Annotated in this window: 6 protein-coding genes; 1 reads left to right on the top strand and 5 read right to left on the bottom strand. The window is 67.8% G+C overall.

The window, feature by feature from the left end; genetic code table 11:
• Window positions 1–233: 233 nt before the first annotated feature.
• Window positions 234–14543 carry an ADP-ribosyltransferase gene (locus ON40_RS23695; RefSeq protein WP_218008852.1) on the top strand — a complete coding sequence of 4770 codons (14310 nt, stop codon included), beginning with the start codon at window positions 234–236 and terminating at the stop codon, window positions 14541–14543.
• Between the two features lie 104 nt (window positions 14544–14647).
• Here the strand turns inward: ON40_RS23695 and ffh are convergent, their stop codons facing one another.
• The 5 genes from ffh to ON40_RS23720 all read right to left on the bottom strand — a co-directional run bounded on the left by ffh (window position 14648) and on the right by ON40_RS23720 (window position 21256).
• On the bottom strand, window positions 14648–16213 hold the full coding sequence (gene ffh / locus ON40_RS23700) for a signal recognition particle protein (RefSeq protein ID WP_040826255.1): 1566 nt from the start codon (window positions 16211–16213) through the stop codon (window positions 14648–14650).
• 144 nt (window positions 16214–16357) lie between these two features.
• Window positions 16358–16669, bottom strand: a complete 312-nt coding sequence (locus ON40_RS23705) for a hypothetical protein (protein ID WP_040826300.1) — start codon at window positions 16667–16669, stop codon at window positions 16358–16360.
• Between the two features lie 320 nt (window positions 16670–16989).
• Window positions 16990–19404 (bottom strand): [protein-PII] uridylyltransferase, encoded by a 2415-nt coding sequence (locus ON40_RS23710; RefSeq protein WP_245567958.1) that lies wholly within the window; start codon window positions 19402–19404, stop codon window positions 16990–16992.
• A 92-nt stretch (window positions 19405–19496) separates the two neighbouring features.
• A complete protein-coding gene (locus tag ON40_RS23715) occupies window positions 19497–19835 on the bottom strand; it encodes a P-II family nitrogen regulator (RefSeq protein ID WP_040826256.1) in 339 nt (112 codons plus the stop codon).
• A 5-nt stretch (window positions 19836–19840) separates the two neighbouring features.
• The gene (locus ON40_RS23720) at window positions 19841–21256 is read right to left on the bottom strand and encodes an ammonium transporter (protein ID WP_085997781.1); all 1416 of its coding nucleotides are present in this window, start codon (window positions 21254–21256) and stop codon (window positions 19841–19843) included.
• Window positions 21257–21620 lie beyond the last annotated feature (364 nt).

A 21620-nucleotide genomic window follows, 5' to 3' on the forward strand; every position in this document is an offset into this window, starting at 1 on the left:
AACTGGTCAATTCCCGACGCGCACCCACATATTCCGCACACGCACCACCCGAGATCGAATCCATCGACGGGCAACCCACGACACCACCACCACGACAACAAGACTCCTACGACCACCCGGACAACACAGCGTTCGACAACCACCTCCGCAACAACCACTCCCACGACAACCCCCTCCGCGACAACCACTTCCGGGACGACCTCGGCGGCGACCATCTCTCCGACGACGAAACAGTGCCGCGGCCCCGCGCGGGCGCAGCACAGATCGACGACACGAACATCCACAACCCGTTCGCCGCTCGCGGACCGCACTCCCACCGAACACACCCGAACCAGAACACCAACCCCACCGCAAACACAACACATCACGACACCGACACCGACACCGACACCGACACCGACACCGACGAGGCCACCGACGAGGCCACCAACCCGAACGAAACTCAAAGCAACACAACAACTCCCACAAAGAACCGCCCGACAGCCCCCACCACCCACACCTCGGACGGCAGTACACCGCACCGCCCCATCTCGAACGACTCCCCCGCAACCGCCGACGCTCTCGACAACGCCCGCATCGGCATGACCGGCAGCACACACGCCGCCGGATACGACGCTGCCGGACACACCTCATCGACAAACGATTCCCGCGACAACCGATGGGTCGAAGGCGGCCTCTACTCCCCCGCGCGACCGAGCCTGCCGCCGACCGGACAGGATCCCGACAGGTCCCGCGCGGACACCGCACGGAACGTACCGGACATCTTCGACCGGCCGCGCACACTGGACGAGCTGTACACCTCGATCACGCCGCTACAGCCGGACATCTCCTTCGACGACCTGCAACAGCTACGGGAACAGTCCTATCTGCGCAACGGGATCACCCCGGCGTCGTCCTCGCGGGAGGGCCTGGACGCATTCCTACGAGGCGTCTGGGACGCCCGCGAGTTCGTCCGCACCGACGAGGACGTCTACTACCTGTACTCCGACCGGGGAGCGGACGATCCGGTCGAAGATCCGCACGAGTACCTGCACGATCTGGTACAGATCCTCACCGAACGCGCGCCCGGCCCCGCACAACAAGCCGATGTGCAGCACGCGGTCGCGGAACTCGACGGGGTACTCACCGCGGACAGCGCCGATGACTGGATGCCCGAGGACATCTCGTTCCTGCAGTACACCAGGACGCACCCGGCCGACGAAACGCGCTCACAGGACGTCGGATTCAAGGTCTATGTGAACACCCTCGCCCCGGCGCGCCCCCTGATCGCCGCTCGCGTGGTGCACGAAGTCGTCGACGATCCGGTCCGATTCCCGGGAATCTATGCCGCCAAGGCCGCCGGGCCCGCCACTCGGCGGGTGGACGGCATCGTGATCTACGCACGAGACCAGGCCGCGGCGGACCGGGTCACCCGATGGCTGCGGACCGTGCAAGCCGACCACGGCGATCTGTTCCTCTGGGACGTGCCCCCTGGATCCGAACAGGTCCTGGCCGGTGTCGGCATCGGCGCCGAACTGCCCTGGGCGAGTTTCGGCGCCCTCCGATCCCAGCTGACCGCCTCGGCGCTGAACCTGCATCGAGACGGCACCTTCGAGGACTTCCACACCGAGGTACTCACCCAGTTCCGCGCCAACGGCATCGCTCCCGACCGGGTGCACCTCAACCTGGCCACGCCCCCGGCCGCACCGGACAACAATTGCGCACCCCTGGTCCTCGCCGAAATCCGCAGTCGCACCAACAGTCCCGTCATCAGCGCCATCGACCCACCCACCCCCGCCGGAATCACCCGCGCACAACTGGAAAACGCCGCCGGCGCCGCACTCCAGCCGTTCGGCGACCACACCGATATCGCGGAGACCCTGCGTCGACTCGGCCACGGCCATCTCGCTCTGGTCGTCGACGCCTACACCAGCACCGACACGCACGGCATCGGCGCACACGCCTACCTGCTGGCCAACGAGCACGGCGACATCAAAGTCGTCGACCCGGGATTCGGTCTGCTGCACGGCTTCCCGCCGATACCGCGCCGCGAACTCTCCGGCAGCTACGCGATCACCTACACGCCGCAGGGCTATCCGGTCACCCCGGCGCCACACACCGTCATTCCCGCCGCCATGCCCGCCACCAGCCTCATCGGCTCATCCGAACAGACCGCATCGGATACGGACGATATCTCCGAACCGGACCACACCCCCGCGTCCGAACTCGCGACGCAGGACAGCTCACACACGGCCGCACCCCACCGCTATCCAGGAACCGCGCCCGTCGATACCGGGCACGGCGATCGGGGCCGGATCGGCGACGACGGCATCCGCCGATTCGACACGTCCGAGGCCGGTGCCGCGTTCGCCACCCATCACCTGCGGATCTGGGACGAGCTGCCCGACGAGGAGCGCTCCGCACTGCACAGATACGAGTCGGACACCGCGTTGATCGGCTGGGTGCTGCGGCGCTTCTCGGACGAGGACCTCGCCGGGGACTGGATCGAGCTGCTCCGCGACAGCGTGCGAACCAGGGACATCCTGCTCGGAAATCACGGCATCGCCGGAATGACGAAGCGGCGAAACGCATTGCTGGACAGCGCTACTCCCCCACACACCGACGACATCGACGCCGAACTACGGGCACTGAATCAGGTCCTGGACGATCCGAGACCCTTCGCCGCGTGGGATCGGATCGAGGAGGACGCCCGGCTGTACACCAAGCTGGCCAAACGCTTCTCCACCTACACCGACCCCGACGCCGTCCGGGACTACATCGCCCGACTCGATCGTGCGACCGGTCGCCCGCTGCCGTTGAGCGAGCCGATCGTCGTCGTGCGCGGCCTCGACGACCTCGACTTCCTGGCGATCGACGAGCACGGCGCCACGCTGGGCAGTCTCGGTCAGTACGCGCCGGATCTCGACCGGATCGTCAATGTCCCGCAGCGCGATCGCAGTTACCTGTCCACCTCGGTCCGACCCGATACCCCTTGGCCGACGGAATACCGTCTCGAACTGGTGATTCCGCCGGGCACCCGGGGCGTCTACTTCGGCAATGACGCCAATTTCCCTATCCAGCAGGAACTCCTGCTCGCGCGCAACACCCCGTACCGCATCACCGGAATCACGGTGGACGACGACGATGTCACCGTGCTGCATGCCGTGGTCGAGCCCGGTCCGGTGACGCCCGCGCGCCCCACACGCACCGAACCGACCTCGAGCAAGCCGCCCCGCGCCCGCCTCGCACCCGCCCCGTCGAAACTCCAACCGGGCCGTGCCAGGGCGAGCCTCGGCTTCACCCTCCCCGACGGAACCATCGTCGAGATATCCGACGGCAGCAGCACCCACCGCGCACCCGGCACATCGGACGAGCGCGACACCACCACACCGGGTTCCAGCACTGCCGCACGCGCATCCGCCCCGATCCACACCTCCGCCGAGCAGACCGCCCGCTGCGGCCCGCTCACCCTCGACGAACTCCGCCGTCGGACGAACAGTCCCGTCGTCCGCCCCATCACCGGTCACCCGGGTCCGGCCGGGATCACCCGGCAGGACCTCGAGCACGCCGCCGGGGCCTGGCTGCGGCCCTTCGACGACCACGCCCACATCGCCCGTCAGCTACTGAGTCTGGGCCCCGGGCACATCGCCCTGGTCGTGGACGACTACGCCACCGTCGAGAACGGCATCGGAGCACACGCTTACCTGCTCACCAACGACAACGGCGTCATCACCGTCGTCGACCCCGGATTCGATGTGACACACGAGTTCCCGCCGCAACCTCGGCGGGAACTCGCCGCCACGCGCGCCATCCTCTACACCCCCACCGGCCACCCGACCCACGCCCTGCCGAACCCTGGCGCGCCGACCACCCACCCCGACCACCCCCTGGCCCGGTTGGAGCCGCCCACCACCGTCGGCGACGGACCGCTCATCGGTCTCAGCGGCCTGTCCGAGGAGTCGCCGCACATGGAGCCGGCGGACCCGGACGAGGAAGAGGCCGTCGATGATCTTGCGGGCGAACGGTTCCCGCAACTCCACCTCGACGACCTCGGCGTGTTCGACGCGGAATCCCACGCCCTGGACATCGATCGGCTCCCGCAGTTCGAATTCGGCGGCGCGAACCTGTCCGACTCGGATTACGAGGACCAGATTTTCGGCGAGGGTTTCGGCGACGCGGACGATCCCGATTGGGAGATCGACGACGACGGCGTCCTCGGATTCGCCACCGACGCAGCCGGTTCCGAGTACGGGCACCGCATCCTGCGCATCTGGGACGAGGTGCCCGAGGACGAGCGCACGGCCATCCACACCTACGAGCACGTCTCGGTGATCAACGATGTGCTCAAGGGCGATCTGCTGGGCGACGAACTTCCCGGCTGGATCGATGCCCTCCGCGAGACCGCCGCGGTCCACACCCTGCTGACCGCGCCCCACGACACCGATCCGGATCTCACCGCACTGCGCGCCCGGCACACCGATCTGCTCGCCCGCGACACCCGAACCCCCGATGAACAGCGCGAATCGGAGGAGCTGACCAAGATCCTCACCGATCCGCGCCCCGCGGCGCGATGGGAGCAGATGCAGACCGAGGCCGACAGATATCAGCTCTGGGACGACGCCTACCGCGAGCACTTCGACGAGGGGCTCACACCGCAGATCCTGCGGCGGCATCTGACGGACCTGGATCGAGCCACCGCCCGCGTGATCCCGCTGACCAGGCCGATCCGGGTCATCCGCGGTATGCAGGACGCGTACATCAGCGCCCTGGCGATCGACGCGCACGGCACCCCATTGGGTGATCGCGACCCACGCCTGCTGGTCGGCGTTCCGCAACGCGAACGCGGCCTGATGTCCACCTCGGTCAGTTCCGGGGCCATCGAATTCGCCGCCGACCGGAAATACCGCCTGGAACTCACGGTGCCGCCCGGCACGCACGGCATCTACATCGGACTCGACGGTTATGCCCCGACACAGCAGGAACTTCTGCTGGCGCGCGGCACCGACTACCGAATCACCGACGTCGACTACGACAGCGACGAAGGTATCTTCATACTGCGCGCGGCGGTGGACCTCACGCCGGAATCCACTGCGACGCACCCGATCCCGATCCACGACTCCGCGCACGACAGCTACGTCGAGGAGGGCGTGCGCCGGTTCCCCACCGGGATCTCCGGCGACCGCTTCGGCGTCGAAACCCTGGGCTCGGTGAGTTCGCTGCCCGAGGACGAGCGGACCGCGGTGCGCGCGCACGCGAAACTTCCGCTGATCAATACCGTGCTGCGGGAGACGGCCTCGGACGGCGATATCGCCACCCGCATAGGCGAATACGTCCACAACGCCGACCTGGCCGACGCGCTGTCGCACCGCTTCGGCACTCGCGCCGCCATGACCGCCCGACGAGACGAGCTGGACAGCCAGGACCACCGCACCGCGGCCCAGGAACGGGAAAGGCAAGCGCTGCAAGAGATCCTGTCCGACGACTCGCCCGAGGAACGCTGGGCGCGCGTGGACGCCGACTCCTGGACGCATCAGGATCTGGTCACGCTCTACGACGAGCACCTGCACCAGGATTTCACCCCGAGCGCCGTCGGGGACTACCTCGCCCGGCTCGACCGGGCGACCGGACGCGAACTGCCGCTGACCGAGCCGATTCGCGTCGTCACCGGCCTCGACGACATCGGCGACCTGACGATCGACGACGGCACTCGACTGGGCGACGGCGAACCCGAAAATCTGGTCGGCGCACTGCAACGCGAGCGCGGCTATCTGTCCACCGCACTGCGGCCCGATCCGGACGGTGACGCCGAATACCGTCTGGAACTGCTGATTCCGCCGGGCACGCGAGGCGTCTACGTCGGCAGGGAGGGTTCGCACCCGTTCCGGAACGAACTGCTGCTGGCCCGCGACACCGCCTACCGGATCACCGGAGTGCAACACGACCCTTACGGCGTCACCACCCTGTACGCGAGGGTGGAACCGGCGACCGAACCCGCCCACGAGCAGGCGCCCGCCGAACTTCCCACGACCACACCGGCATTCGAGCCCGGAGACGGCGAGACCTACTTCGGTGACGACCTGCTCGATCAGCTGCACCGGCCCGAAAACGGCGTCACCGACATCCCGCGATGGCGGATCGACCCGGTAGGACTCGAACCGCCGCTCCTGCCCGCCGACGAGCTGCTGGAGAACCTCGATGCGGCTGCCCGGGAGAAATTACTGCCCGTCATCGGCGTCCCGCTCGAGGTCCCGCACGCCACCGAGCCCGGCGGGGAGAACAGACTCACCCTCGTCGATCACCGCGGGCAGGTGACTCCGCTGCCGGGAGTCGCGTCGGTTCGCGCGACGTATCGCCCCGAGACGCCCGGGTGGCCCGCGGGCTACACGTTCCTGCGCAACGGGTATTCGCGATTCGTCCACATCGACATGGCGGACGGTTTCGATTTCGAGGCCGACGCTCCCGGCAGCAACTCCGGCATGCTGCGGTGGAACTTCCCGGACGGCGGACTGCGATTCCTCGGCCGCAACCGCGACGGCAACATCGAATCCTCGCACGTGCCACTCGGATACAACCTCGTGGCGAAGGCCGCTGCCTGGCCGCGCCGGATGGTGAAACTCGCCGGGACCGACAGCTGGTTCGAGGTCGAGATTCCGCACAGCGTCCTGCCGAGACTGCCGGTGCTCGCCGACCGTCGCAGAAACCAGCTGTTCGGGATGGACGGGCTGCCGAAACCGGAGGACGTGCGTCAGGGAGCTGCCGGCGATTGCGCGCTGCTCGCGCATCTCAAGGCCAGGGCGGCCCACGATCCGGAATCGATCGTCGAGATGATGAACGACAATCGCGACGGCACCGTCTCGGTTCGATTCACCGTCCGCGACCAGGACCAGCAGTCCGCCCGATTCGAATGGGTCCGCGTCACCAAGGACATCTATGTGACCCGGGGTTCGGGAATCGGGCACTTCGTCGCCCACCGGCGCGGAGAACCCTTGTGGGCCGGCATGATCGAGAAGGCGTTCGCACACCGTTTCGGCAAGGGTGACGGGTACCGCGCCTTGATGGACGGTGCGCACGCGGGCTACGTCACGAAGTTCCTCGACAAGGGCTTCTACCAGGCCGATCCGGATGCACGGCAGCAGCCGGTCCGCAGCCTCACCGCCACCGACATCATGAACCCGCTCGGGTTCGACGTCGACACGCTCTACGACCTGGTGGACGACTTCATGCCCAGCGGCCGTCCCGACCTGGAGTTCGTGCGCGCGATCGCCGACACCTACCGCCAGTGGTACCGGGAACGGCTGGACGTGCCGGATTACCGGACGCCCGAGGGCTTCCGGAACTATCTCGACATACACTTCCCCGACGCCTGGGATGCCGAGAAGAACGCGCTGACGAGCTATTTCCGCGAAGCGTACGGCGGCGAGCCCGAAAATCTGCTGCTGTCCACTCGCTCCGAAGTGGCCGCGCGAGCGGTCGGCTCCCAGATCGACTGGGCGCTGCGGCGCGGGACCAAGATCACCATCGGCACCCGTGCCTTCGGCGACAGCAGCGAAAACACCACGGCCGTACCGGGTTTGGTCGGAAATCACGGGTATGCGGTGCACGGGATCGAACGGGACGACGACGACAATCCGATCCGGATCCTGCTGGAGAATCCACACGACGACGAAGGCCGGTACCCCTCCCCCGCCGCGGGCATCATCTACCGACTGGATCCGGGCGGAACCGGCTATCGCGAACGCGAGGACGGCGGCATCTATCGCCGGGAGCCGAGCCACAGCACCTCGGATCACGACTGGGATGTCGAATACGGCATATACGCCGGCGGCACCCGGTACCGGCGATACCAGGACGGGGTCGAGTACGGCATCACCGCCTCGCAGATCCGGTACCGCAAGGACAGCGACGGCACCACCTACCGGGTCCACCCCGACAGCTCCAGATACCGCCAGGACCACACCGGGCTCGAGTATCTGACCGAGGCGGACGGTACGAAGCTGCGCCGGGATCCCGGGTCCGATTGGCAGCCCGACCCGAACCGGGTAGATCCCGTGCGGGACATGACAATTCCGCCTCGCGGTCTCATCGTCGCGGTCGACCTGACCCATCTGCCCAAGTTCGGCACGTTCGGGATGAGCGGGCCCGGTGCGCACGCCATGTACCCGGCCGACCACCCCGAACCGAAGGCTTCGGGCACCCTCGCCGCACCCCCGGCGCAACGACCGCTCGCCGACACCACAACGCAATTCGAGCCCGAGGACGGCGACACCTACTTCGGCGAGGATCTGCTGGAGAAACTGCAGACCGCTCTCCCCGGCACCACCGATGTCACCCGCCCCCGCCTGGACCACCCCGGACTCGCCCGCCCCACTCTGGCCGACAACGAACGACTGGACAGGCTCGACCCACGGCAGAAGCAGACGCTGCTGCCCGCCCCGGGCGTCAAGGTCGAGATGCCCCGGGCCACCATGCCCGACGGCAGCGACGCTCTGATCCTGGTCGACGCCCGAGGACAGGTGCACCGCCTACCGGCCAGCGGTGCGATCGAAGCGACCCGCACCATCGCACCGGACGGCCGCCCCTACTTCACCATCACCCATCCGGACGGAACGACCGAAGATATCGACCGCGACCTCGCCCGCGGTTTCCGCTACCGTCCGGGCGTCGACGGACGCCCCGGGACGCTGCGCTGGAATATCGCCGGAGGCGGGGTCCGCTTCCTGGGCACCGATCACACCGGACGAACCGGCACGATCGACCTGCCGAACGGGGCCACGCTCGTCGCGCGTCCGGGAGGTTCGACGGCGCGGTGGATCAAACACCCCGACAGCACGGACTGGGGCGCGGTCGAGGCGCCACACAGCGTCCTGCCGGAGCTGCCCACCCTCGCCACGCGACACGACACCCCCTTGTTCGGACCGGGCGGACTGCCCAGACCGCAGGAGGCCCGCCAGGGCTTGGCCGACAGCTGCTCCCTGGTCGCGGCGATGAAACATCTGGCGGAGAAGGATCCGGTCTCGCTCACCGAGGCGTTGGCCGATCACGGCGACGGGACCGTCAGCGTCCGGTTCATGATCGACGGCACTCCCGAATGGGTCCGCGTCGAGAAGTCGATCTACGTGGCACCAGGCACCGATCAGGGGCAATTCGTCGGCCACAGCCCTGGAGAACCGTTGTGGGCCAGCATGATCGACAAGGCCTACGCGGTCCGCTTCGGTAAGGGCAACGGCTATCACGGCATCACCGGCGGACAGCGCGCCGGTCGGACGGCCGGGCTCCTGGGCAAGGGCTTCGGCCAGGTGCACGAGCGGGCGATACATCAGCCGATCCGCAACGTCGACACCGCGCATCTGCTGAACCCGTTGCGGTTCGACCCCGACACACTGCACGCCGTGGTCAGCGCCGCACTGCCGCAGGGGCGCGTGGCCGACACCGCGTTCTCGGACGAGTTCGCCGAGACCATGGACGACTGGGAGCGCGAACTCGAGCAGCGGTACCACTCGACCTGGCAACGACTGCATGCCGATCACCCGGACGACCCGTCCACCAGGGACGCCCGCTGGCAGGAGTTCCTGCGCACCGAGCATCTGGCCTCGGCCGAGGGCTTCCGCACCTACCTGAACACCCTGCACCCGGGGCGCTGGCAAACCGAAAAAAACGCTCTCGCAGAGTATTACCGGGAGATACACCTCGCGCAGCCGGAGAATCGTCTGCTGCCCGACCGCTACCGGGCCGGGGCCGAACTGCTCGCCACCCAGATCGATTACGCCCTGCGGCGAAACACCACGGTGCTCCTGGCGACCGACCGCTTCTCGGACGCGCGCAGCGTTGCGGGTCTGTTCGACAACCACACCTACTCCGTCCTCGGGGTCGAATACGACAGCGGGACAGGAAAACCCGCGCGGCTGCTGCTGGAGAACCCGTGGGACGACCACGACGGCTATCCGGTGCCGCAACCCGGTATCGAATACCGCCTGATGCCCGCCCGGGACGACTTCGTCATCGATCGGACCGACGGGCGCGGCCGGTTCGTGCGGGCAGCGGACGGAACCGAATACGTCATCCATCCCGACGGCGCCCAGCATCGCCGCGATCCGAAGCCGTATCCGGGCGCCCCCGGCCGCCGCGCGGTATACGGCCTCACTCCTCGGGGCGAGCGGTACTACCGCGATCCGGACGGCACGGAATACCGGGCATACCCGGACGGCACGACGACCCTGCGCACCCCCGAGGGCGCCGAATACAAAACGTCCAGCGACGGCAGCGCATTCGCCCGGCGGGACAGCAGTGCCGAGTGGTCGCCGCTGCCGGATCCCCTCGACCTGTGGGCCCCCGTACCGCCCCGCGGCGGCCTGCTCGCCGTCGACCTCGCCCATCTGCCGAAATTCACGAGCGTCGGGATGAGCGGCCCCGGCGCGTACGGCCTGTTCGGGCCCGAGCACTCCGCACCGGCCCATCCGCTGTCCGCCGTGCCGCGTCCCGGCAGCGGCACACACGCCCCGGCCGCCGCGCGCCCGTTCGACCAGCCCCCGGCCGACCACACCGCCTCACTGCTCGACGGCCCGGAAGATGCTGTGCTGCACGGGCTTTTCGACGAGCACGACGATCAGGACACTCGCCCCGTACCGGCGAACTGGGAGCCGGTGCACGACGATCGCGATCCGTTGTTCGCCGCCCTCGCAAAAGTGTGGCGGCTGAAGGGGACCCCGGAGGTCGGGGAACTGGTCGAGGCCTTCTTGGACAAGCGCTATCGAGACGAACGTCGACGCCGCACCATCGCCGACCACGATCGCGGGCGGGGCGGAACCGATGACGCGCAGTGGCGAGCCGAGCAGCGACTGCGCCTCGAATTCGACCGTGGGCTGAGGCGAGAACGGCGGCTGCTGCGGCCCCGCGACCCGGGCGCGCCCCCGGCCGCACACGATCCCGGCGTCGAGGCGGCGCTGCTACGCCTGACCAGCGAAGCAGTCGGCAGAAATGTGATCGGACTGAGCTCGAACGGGCGCAGGTTCGAAGCCATCGGCAACCCGGACAAACCGCTGGTGTTCGTGCGCCGCGCACCCGAGGGACATTACGAGGTCGGTCTCACTCCCACCGGTGGCCTGTTCATGGCGTCGACCGGTGATCGGCGCATGCCCGACTACCTCAGCTCCGCACTCGCGCGAGTGCGGAGCGAGGAAATCCCGCCGCCACTCGATCGGATGCTGGCCTCGCCGCAGATCCCGCTGTTCGCCGGTGCGGCGAAAGTCCGGAGATATATCGGTGACGACGCACCCATCGCAGTCGGATCCACGCTCGATCCCGTCCCGAATCCGAGGAAATTCGGCCGTCCGGGGAGGATGAACCCGGTCCGGCACATGGACGCCGAGGAACTGGAGGCACACCGGGTGTTCATCGGCTCGGACCGCAGGCTGTACCGCGCTGTCGACGGCCGGCTGTTCGACACCCGGGCCATCACCTCCAGCCGGAGGGGCGGCGACGGCCTGGCCATGTTCGTGATGGACGAATTCGGCAACATGTACGCCGCCGACCAGGAGCGCGACGGGCTGCATCACACCTCGTTCCTCGGCGGGCGCACCGTCAGCGCGGCCGGTGAGATCGAGGTCCGCGACGGCGTCCTGGTCACGATGACCGACGGCAGCGGGCACTATCTGCCGCGTCCGGAGGTCAACGACTACGCGCTGGATTGGCTACGGCGGCAAGGACTCACGGTCTCCCACAACTTCGTCCGGCGCGACTTCGCCGGGCGACCGCGCGACCGGTTCGGCGAACTGGACCGTCAGCGCACCGAGGTCGCGCACCGGCAGATTCTGCTCGATGCCGAGCAGGAGGCGCTGACCCGCAAGGAGCACATCCGCACCGAATCCGGCACGCCGAACTCCACGCTGCCCACCATGCGCGAAGATCTCGCCCGGAAACAATCCGCGCTGGACCAGTGGCGTGCGAAACTCGCCAGCGGCGTCATCGACGAGGCGTTGCAGAACCAGATTTTCGCGCATCCCGCGCCTTCGGGCCCGCTCGACCGTCTCATCCCGCCGGAATCCCCACGCGGCTTCGCCGAATCCTCGGTGCCGGACCGGGCCACCTGGTGGCGTCGGCACGGCAGCGACTGGTGGGACGCGCTGCAGTTCCAGGACCTGGCGCCGGCCTATCAACTGGGACTGCTCACCGATCACCCCGGCCTGCGCAACGGCGAAGGCATCCCCGCCACGGTGCGAGACACCTTGAACCGCAAGTATCTTCAGCTCGAGATCGCCCGGCTCAGCGCGCCGGGTGATCCCGAAACACTGCGGCCCGGCCCACAGCGCCAGCTGCGGAATCTACGGTCGATGCTGACCGATCTGTATGCCGCGGACCTGGATTCCGCGCTCGCCGCGCCGGAGTCTCACAGCGGCACACCGGTGATCCACCTACTGTCCTTCGACCAGGACGGCCTAGGACAACGTGCCACCGCGACCATCGCGTTCGGTCCCGTGGACACCGCGTCGACCGTGCACTGGCACGCCCCGGCGAATGCCTCGATCGGATCGATGAGCGACGCGATCACCACCGTGACGCGGCAGCATGCGAAACCGACTGGGGTGCAACAGGACAACGCGACTGTCATCTGGGTCGGCCAGGACGCGGCCTCGGCTACGTTCCTACCGTCACAGCTGCTCTACGGCTGGTTCTCCCGCCCGGACCGGCTCGGTACGGCCGTCTCGGCATTCGTCGACGCGCACCGCACCGGGACCACCGGCGGCGCACTGCGACACCTGCATCTGCACACATCCGAGAATGCAGCGAAAGACGCTGCCCAGCAACTTGATTCATACATCGTCACCGTGCACAGCCCTGTTGCCAAGCGGAGTACGATACCGCTCGACGGATCACGCCCCCGCACCCGGCCGCCCGGCCTGATGCCACGGCGAGCCGCGACCACCGGCGCGATCAGCCGACCGGACATCTCCAACACCACGGTGTTCTCCCGACCGGATTTCCCGGCCCGGCACGACACTACGGCCGGGACCACGCGCCCCGACCCGGTATCCGACGGCAGCGCGGCGCGCACCCGCGCCACCGACCAGGGGCCACTCCCGGAGTCCGGTGAATCCGCAACGGCCACAACACGTATCGGTACGACTCCGCACGACGTCGCCGACGTTTCGCAGTTCCGCCCGGAATCCGACCGCCGGGAATCGGCCGAACCCGTCAACGACTGCGCCCGGTCGGCCATCGCTGAGCTGCTGGAACGCACGAACAGTCCCGTCGTCACACGCCTGGCGGCGCCGGAGGGGATGTCCGGGACCGCACGTGGCGATCTGGAGTTCGCCGCGGGCACCCGGCTCACATCGTTCGAGGACCACACGGCGATCGCGGACAACCTGCGCGAGCTCGGCGACGGCGCGGTGGCGCTGGTGGTCGACAGCTACGCCACCGTCGACCGGAACGGTATCGGCGCCCACGCCTATCTGCTGGTCAACGACAACGGCGACATCATCGTCGTCGACCGCGGACTCGGCGCCGAGCACGGCTTCCCACCGATACCGCGCCGGGAACTGTCCGGCACCGAGGCGATTCTGTATACGGCACAGGGCATTCCACGCGATTTCGTGCAGCACGCCTACGGACCCGTGCACGATCCCGCGAACCAGGGCCACGTCGGCGAGGACAACGTGCGCCGGTTCGATTCCGATGCCGCGGGTGACAGTTTCGGCTTCCACCGGCTCAACGTCTGGCACGACCTGCCCGAACAGGTGCGCAACGCACTGCATTCCTACGAGGAGACCCAGGTCGTCAACTTCGCGCTCCGCAGAACAACCACGGACGACGAACTCGACCGGTGGATCGAGCACCTGCGGCGCAATACCGAGACCGCGCGCCTCGCCGGTCGCCCGCGCGGCACGCTGCCGAAATTCGCCGCGCTGAACGATCGACGAAATGTCCTGTCCGGCAAGCAGAACCGGAATCAAGCCGACGACGAGCAACTGCGACTGCTGGACGATATCCTGTCCGACCCGCGCCCCGAAGCCCGGTGGGACCGGATCGTCGGCGACGCCCGGCTCGCCCGGGTCCTGAGCATGCACTACGAGCTGCACTACGACCGAGAGTTCGACCGCGAAGCCGTCCGGCACGAGATCGCCCTGCTCGACCGGGCCGCCCGGCGTCGGCTGCGCCTGACCGAGCCGGTCCGCATCATCCGCGCTCTCGACGGCATCGGCTTCATGACGATCGACGAGCACGGCACCCCGCTGGGCGACGCGGATCCCCGGCTACTGCTCAACGTCGTCCAGCAGGACCACGGCTACATGTCCACCTCGGTCTCCGCCGCCATGGTCCACCTGGCGAAGGGATCCACCCACCGCATGGAACTGGTCGTCCCGCCCGGCGCCCACGGCGTCTACCTCGGCAACGACGCCACCAATCCGGAACAGCACGAACTCGTGCTCGCCCGCGACACCCGTTATCGGATCACCGGCATCGGCTCCGATGGCGACATCACCGTGCTGTACGCGGAGGTACTGCCGCCACCACCGTCGGACGAACCGGCCCGCGACGAATCACGGATCGGTCAGGGCGAACCGTAGGCATCACCCCGACGGATCGGCCGAGGCGCGCCAATTCGGCTACCTCGCCGAGAACGCCCGGAATATCCCGAGCGCCCTCGAATCCTTCAGCGCCCCGCGGAGTTTCAGTTCTTGGGGAACTTCAGCTTGGACAGATCGATGCCGTCCAGGCCCGGGGGCAGCTGGTCGAGTCCGCCCGGCATCCCGGACAGGTCCGGCATCCCGGGCGGCATGGCGGGCATCCCCGGCATCCCCGGGAAACCGCCGCGCACCTTGGGCGGAGTGGGACCGCGCCCACCCTTCTTGCCCTTCTTGCCCTTCTTGGTGTTGCGCCGGTTGCCGGCACCGGGCATACCCATCTGACGGCCCATCTGAGCCATCATCTTGCGCGCCTCGAAGAAGCGGTCGACCAGCTGGTTCACATCGGTGACCGTGACACCCGAGCCGTTGGCGATGCGCAGACGGCGGGAGGCGTTGATGATCTTCGGATTGGCCCGCTCCCCCGGTGTCATACCGCGGATGATGGCCTGCACCCGGTCCAACTGCTTGTCGTCGACGGCCGCGAGGGCGTCCTTCATCTGACCCGCGCCGGGCAGCATGCCCAGCAGGTTGCCGATCGGGCCCATCTTGCGGATGGCCAGCATCTGATCGAGGAAATCCTCGAGGGTGAGCTCACCGCTGCCGATCTTGCGCGCGGCCTCCTCCGCCTGCTGCGCGTCGTAGACCTGTTCGGCCTGCTCGATCAGGGTGAGCAGATCGCCCATGCCCAGGATGCGGCTGGACATGCGATCGGGGTGGAAGACGTCGAAATCCTCGAGCTTCTCACCGGTGGAGGCGAACAGGATCGGCTGACCGGTCACCTCGCGCACCGACAGCGCCGCACCACCGCGGGCGTCACCGTCGAGCTTGGTGAGCACCACGCCGGTGAAGCCGACGCCGTCGCGGAACGCCTCGGCGGTGGTGACCGCGTCCTGGCCGATCATCGCGTCGAGCACGAACAGGATCTCGTCGGGCTGCACCGCGTCGCGGATGCCCGCGGCCTGCGCCATCAGCTCCTCGTCGATGCCGAGGCGGCCCGCGGTGTCGACGATGACGACGTCGTACTGCTTGCCGCGGGCCTCGGCGATACCCTGCTGCGCGACCGCGACCGGGTCGGCCGCGGTGATGCCCAGCGGGTTGTCGCCGCCACCGATCGAGGTGCCCGGATGCGGTGCGAAGACCGGCACCTCGGCCCGCTCACCGACGACCTGCAACTGCGTCACCGCGCCCGGACGCTGCAGATCGCAGGCCACCAGCAACGGCGTATGCCCTTGGCCCTTCAGCCATTTCGCGAGCTTTCCGGCCAGGGTGGTCTTACCGGCGCCCTGCAGACCCGCGAGCATGACCACCGTCGGCGGGGTCTTGGCGAACTGCAGCCGCCGCGTCTCCCCGCCGAGGATCGCGATCAATTCCTCGTTGACGATCTTGACGACCTGCTGCGCCGGATTCAGCGCGGCGGAGACCTCCGCGCCCTTGGCGCGCTCCTTGACCCGGGTGATGAATCCGCGCACCACCGGCAGCGCGACATCGGCCTCGAGCAGGGCCAGGCGAATCTCCCGGGCGGTAGCGTCGATATCCGCCGGTGACAGCCGCCCCTTGCCGCGCAGATCGCTCAGTACACCGGTCAACCGGTCGGAAAGGGATTCGAACACCGATCGCGCTCCTGATCTCGAGGGACGTCACTCGACATACCAGGGTAATGCGCGCATGCCGATCGAAGGATTCAGCCTAGTCGTTCGTGGTTTCGGTGTTCGCGGCACCGGTGCCTCCCGCGCTCGCGCAGCGGTTCGCGGAAACTATTCCAGCATGCGCCGCCGCGGCCGCGGAGCCTGGCGGATATCGCGATCCTCACTGGCGACCATGCCGAGCGCCTCACGGGCGGTCAGACCCAGTTCCAGGGCCATGGAATCGAGCATCGTCCATTCGGCCTCGGTGGGTGTCCGGCCGTTCACCGTGGAGGCGATCGTCATCGCGGTCACCGCCTGCTGCCCGGACAGGGTCCGCCCGGGAAGCCAGGACACCACCCAGCGATCTCCACCGACGCACCGGGCGATGTGCTGGGTCAGGTCACTGGTCATTGTCGATGCGGAAACGACTTCAATTGCCACCGGCTCGCTCCTCATGCTCGAAAAGCTCGGACAAGCCTCGAACAACACCCGGCATGCGGGCCGACATCGCCGTCGACCCCTGCGCACACCGCCTCCGCCATGTGACTGCACAGATCCGGTCTGATCCTAGAGCGGCTCACCCCAGTAAAGCTCTAGCTTGCAGCAAATCTCACGCAACAATCCGATCACCGGGCAAACGTCCAGTTTGCCCGGAAAGTAGCAGGCAGAACGGCCGACCCCGAATCGCCGCGGAAATCCGGGCGGATGTCCGTTTCGGCCCGCACATTCGATTCCGAATCGAAATCCCGCCCGAGTCCGGCTTATTCGGCGGCCTGCTCCGGTGGCGGCGCGGGCGTCTGCGGCGGAACCACAGCCAGCACCGCGGCCGCGATCTCGTCCCGCCGGGCCGGACTGTCGGTATCCCCCAGATCCAGGCAGAACGCGTCCACAACCGCTGTGCCCCGGGTGATCACCTTCGCCCACCGCACATCCGCACCCGTGCTCGCGAGCGCACCGGCGAGCCGGCTGAGCAGTCCGATCCGGTCCTCCGCACGCAGTTCCAGCAACACCTGACCGGGAATCCCGGTGTCGGCCCAGAGAATGCGCGGCTCGGCCTGCGCGTACTGGCTGATCGGCAGACCCGCCTCACGCTCCTTGCGTTCGAGCACCGCCGCCAGATCCAGGTCACCGCTCACCGCCCGGATCAGATCCTGGCGCAGCAGTCCGGCATCGGGCGGATCGCCGAATTTCGGTGCCACACGGAAGATATCGATCGCCGAATCCCCCTCCGACCCCAGCGAGGCCGACAACACCCGCAGCGAATGCAGGGCCAGCACCCCGGCCGCGTCGGACAGCAATCCGGGCGTATCGGGCGCGACGACGGTCACCACATGACTGAAACGCCCTTCACCGGGCGACAATTCGACGTGCACACCACCGGATTTCGCCTTGACCAGCAGATCCGGATCGATCGGATCGGGCTCGGGCGCCCGTTCCCCGGCCATCGCCAACCGGGAGCGACGCACCAACTCCCCGATCAACGAGGCTTTCCAATCCCCCCACACACCCGGACCGGTGGCCAGCGAATCGGCCTCGGCCAGGGCATGCAGCAGCTCGAGCAGCTGCGAATCACCGCCCAGCGCGGTCACCACCGCCTCGGCGGTCGCCGGATCGGCCAGATCGCGGCGCGTGGCGGTATCGGGCAGCAGCAGGTGATACCGGACGATCGCGCTGAGCGTGCGCACATCCGAGGGCCACAGCCCGAGCCGACGGCCGATCTGGGTGGCCAGCTCCGCACCGACGATGCTGTGATCCTCGGTGCGGCCCTTACCCAGATCGTGCAGCAGCGCGCCGAGCAGCAGCAGATCCGGCCGCGCGACCCGGGTACTCAGCGCACCGGCGTACGCGACGGTCTCCACCAGATGCCGATCCACCGTCCAGGTGTGCACCGCATCGCGCGGAGGCAGATCGCGCACCGCACCCCATTCCGGAAACAGCCTGCCCCACAAGCCCGTTCGATCCAGCGCCTCGACCGCACCGATGGCGGCGCGGCCGGTGCCCAGCAGCACCAGCAGATCGTTGAGCGCCTCGCGCGGCCAGGGCTCCCGCAATTCGGGCGCGTCCTCGGACAGCCGGTTCAACGTGGTCGCCGACATCGGCAACCCGTTCTGCGCCGAGGCCGCGGCCACCCGCAGGATCAGGCCCGGATCCCGTTGCGGGCGAGCGTCGCGAGCCAGCACCACCTCACCGGCGTGTTCGACCACCCCCTCATCGAGTGGTCGACGCACCGGCATGCGGCGAAGCCTGGCCAGCCCGCGACGCGGCAGGGCGTTACCCGCCGTGCGCAACCCGACGTCGACCGAATACCCCACCGTGCGGGCGGCATCACTCAACGTGCGGGCCAGATCGAAACGGTCGCCGATGCGCAACGCCGCGCCGATCTCGTCGGCATCCTGTGCGCGCAACTGGTCGCGGGAGCGTCCGGCCACGCGATGCAGTTCGGTGCGCACATCCAGCAGGCGACGATGTGCGTGTTTCAGGCCGCCGCCCGGGACGTCGGGTCCCAGGCCGGGCATGGCGTCGGTCAGCTGGGCGATGGCGAGCGCGTCGAGCAACTGGATGTCGCGCAGACCGCCGCGCCCGTTCTTCAGATCGGGTTCGGCGCGATGCGCGATCTCGCCGCTGCGCCGCCACCGGGTCTGCGCCTGCTCCACCAATTCGCCGAAGCGGGAACGGATTCCGGTGCGCCACTCGCGACGCACGCCGCCGATGAGCAGATTGCTCAACTCGGCGTCGCCGACGATGTGCCTGGCGTCCAGCATGCCCAGCGCGGCGGTGAGATCATCGGCGGCCACCCGCAGCGCCTGCGGGACGGTGCGCACACTGTGATCGAGTTTGATGTGCGCGTCCCACAGCGGATACCACAGCCGATCGGCCACCTCGGCCACCCGCTCCGGATCGACGTCGTCGTGCAGCAGCACCAGATCCAGATCCGAATACGGCAGCATCTCGCGTCGTCCCAGCCCGCCGACGGCGACCACGGCCAGACCGCTGTCGGCGGTGATCCCCAGTTCGGCGCCCTTACCCGTGAGCCACAGATCGTGCAGGTCCACCAGCGCCTGCCGCAACGCATGGGCGTCCAGTCGCGGACGGCGAACCTGGCCACCTTCCAGGAGCTGATCCCGGGCCCGTACCAGATCCGTTGCACCGCTCGGCGTGTCGCTTTTCACCTGCACCACCCAACCCTCGTGCGGGCGGCCTCGCCCCTACCGTCGTCCGGTGAGAGCGAGGCCGCCGATCGACCCGCTGACCTCTAGAGATGCACGCGCTAGAGCGCGTCGCCGCCACGCTCTCCGGTCCGAACCCGGATCACGGCCTCCACCGGCGTCACCCAGACCTTGCCGTCACCGATCTTCCCGGTACGCGCGGCCTCGACGATCACCTCCACGACCTTCTCGACCGAGGCGTCGTCCACGACGACCTCGACCCGTACCTTCGGCACGAAATCGACCGAGTACTCCGCACCGCGGTAGACCTCCGTGTGGCCCTTCTGCCGTCCATAGCCCTGTACCTCGCTGACGGTCATCCCGAGCACACCCGCCTGCTCCAGACCGCTCTTGACATCCTCGAGCGTGAATGGTTTGACGATTGCAGTGATCAGTTTCATATCGGTCATGCCTCCTTGACGGCGGTACGTGCCGTGCCACCCACAGCAGCGAAATCGTATGCCGTTTCCGCATGCTCCGATTCGTCCATACCCGCGACCTCCTCCTCATCGGTGGCCCGCAACCCGATGGTGAATTTGATGATGTACGCCAGGACGAGCGACACGATGAAGGAGAAAGCCAGCACCGCCGCCGCGCCGACGGCCTGCTTTCCGAGCTGCGTGAAACCGCCGCCGTAGAACAGGCCCTTGGCGCCGTTCAGGCTCGCCGAGGCGCCCGATTCGGGGGCCAGGAACAGTCCGACCATCAGAGTGCCGATCACACCGCCGACCAGGTGAACACCGACCACGTCGAGCGAATCGTCGAAACCGAGTTTGTACTTCAGGCCGACCGCCAGCGCACACGCGATTCCGGCGACCGCGCCGATGGCCAGTGCGCCCAGAACGTTGACCGAGGAGCAGGACGGGGTGATCGCGACCAGACCGGCGACCAGACCCGAGGCCGCACCGAGGCTGGTGGGTTTGCCGTCGCGGATCTTCTCCACCAGCAACCAGCCCAACATCGCCGCACAGGTGGCGAAGGTGGTGGTGAGGAACGTCGAACCGGCCAGTCCGTTCGAGCTCACCGCGGAACCGGCGTTGAAGCCGAACCAGCCGAACCACAGCAGACCGGCGCCGAGCATGACGAAGGTCAGGTTGTGCGGGCGCATCGGCGACTTCGGCCAGCCCTTGCGCCTGCCGAGCACGATGCACAGCGCCAGACCCGCGGCGCCCGCGTTGATGTGCACCGCAGTACCACCGGCGAAGTCGATGGCCTGCAGTTTGTTGGCGATCCAGCCGCCGTGGTGGACGATGTTGCCCGCGGCGTCGGAGACGTTGAAGTCGAACACCCAGTGCGCGACCGGGAAGTACACGACCGTGGCCCAGACCGCGGCGAAGATCAGCCAGGCGCGGAACTTCAGGCGATCGGCCACCGCACCGGAGATCAGCGCGACGGTGATGATCGCGAACATCAGCTGGAATGCGACGAAGACCGTCATCGGGATGGTGCCCGCGAGCGGAATGTCCGCACCGTGCACCGCCGCGGCACCGGTCGCGGGGTCGGCGGGCGAGGCCTTGACGCCGTTCGTCCCGATCAGCCCTTTCAGCCCCAAGAACTGGGCCGGATTGCCGATCACGCCGAATTTGTTGTCCCCGAACGCTTCCGAGAAGCCGTAGATCGACCAGAGCACGCCCACGATGCCCATCGCGCTGACGCTCATCATGATCATGTTCAGGACGTTCTTACTACGGACCATGCCGCCGTAGAAGAACGCCAAGCCCGGTGTCATCAGTAGGACGAGTGCCGAGCTCGCCAGCATCCATGCGGTATCGCCGGTGTCCGGCACACCGACCAAGGGGTACGCCACCTTGTTCCTCCTCATCTCGGGCCCGGCCTGAAATACGGCAAACGAGCCTGCACAGAAGGTTCGCTATTCGGTGTTTCATCTGTGCCGCCCCCGTGTTTCACATGAGTGAACGGATGCGCTTCCCGTGTTGCTACCACGTTTCGTTTCCTACACAGTCGTTTCCGGATCGCTGTGAGGTTCGTGTCGCGCTGCGGAACTCATCGATGAATACGCAGTTCAGCCGATATGCGGGCGAAACTCCGATCGGAAGTGAAGATCACCGTCCGATACAGAGCCCGAAATCAGAACCAACGCCCAGTGAACACCTCGGCTACCCCACCGATCCCGCACACCTGGTTCTGATACCCCGGTCAACGCCGACACCGAAGTTCGCGGCCCG

Origin of the sequence: Nocardia jiangxiensis NBRC 101359, from assembly GCF_000308615.1 — a bacterium.
In the GTDB taxonomy this organism is placed as follows: Bacteria; Actinomycetota; Actinomycetes; order Mycobacteriales; family Mycobacteriaceae; genus Nocardia; species Nocardia jiangxiensis.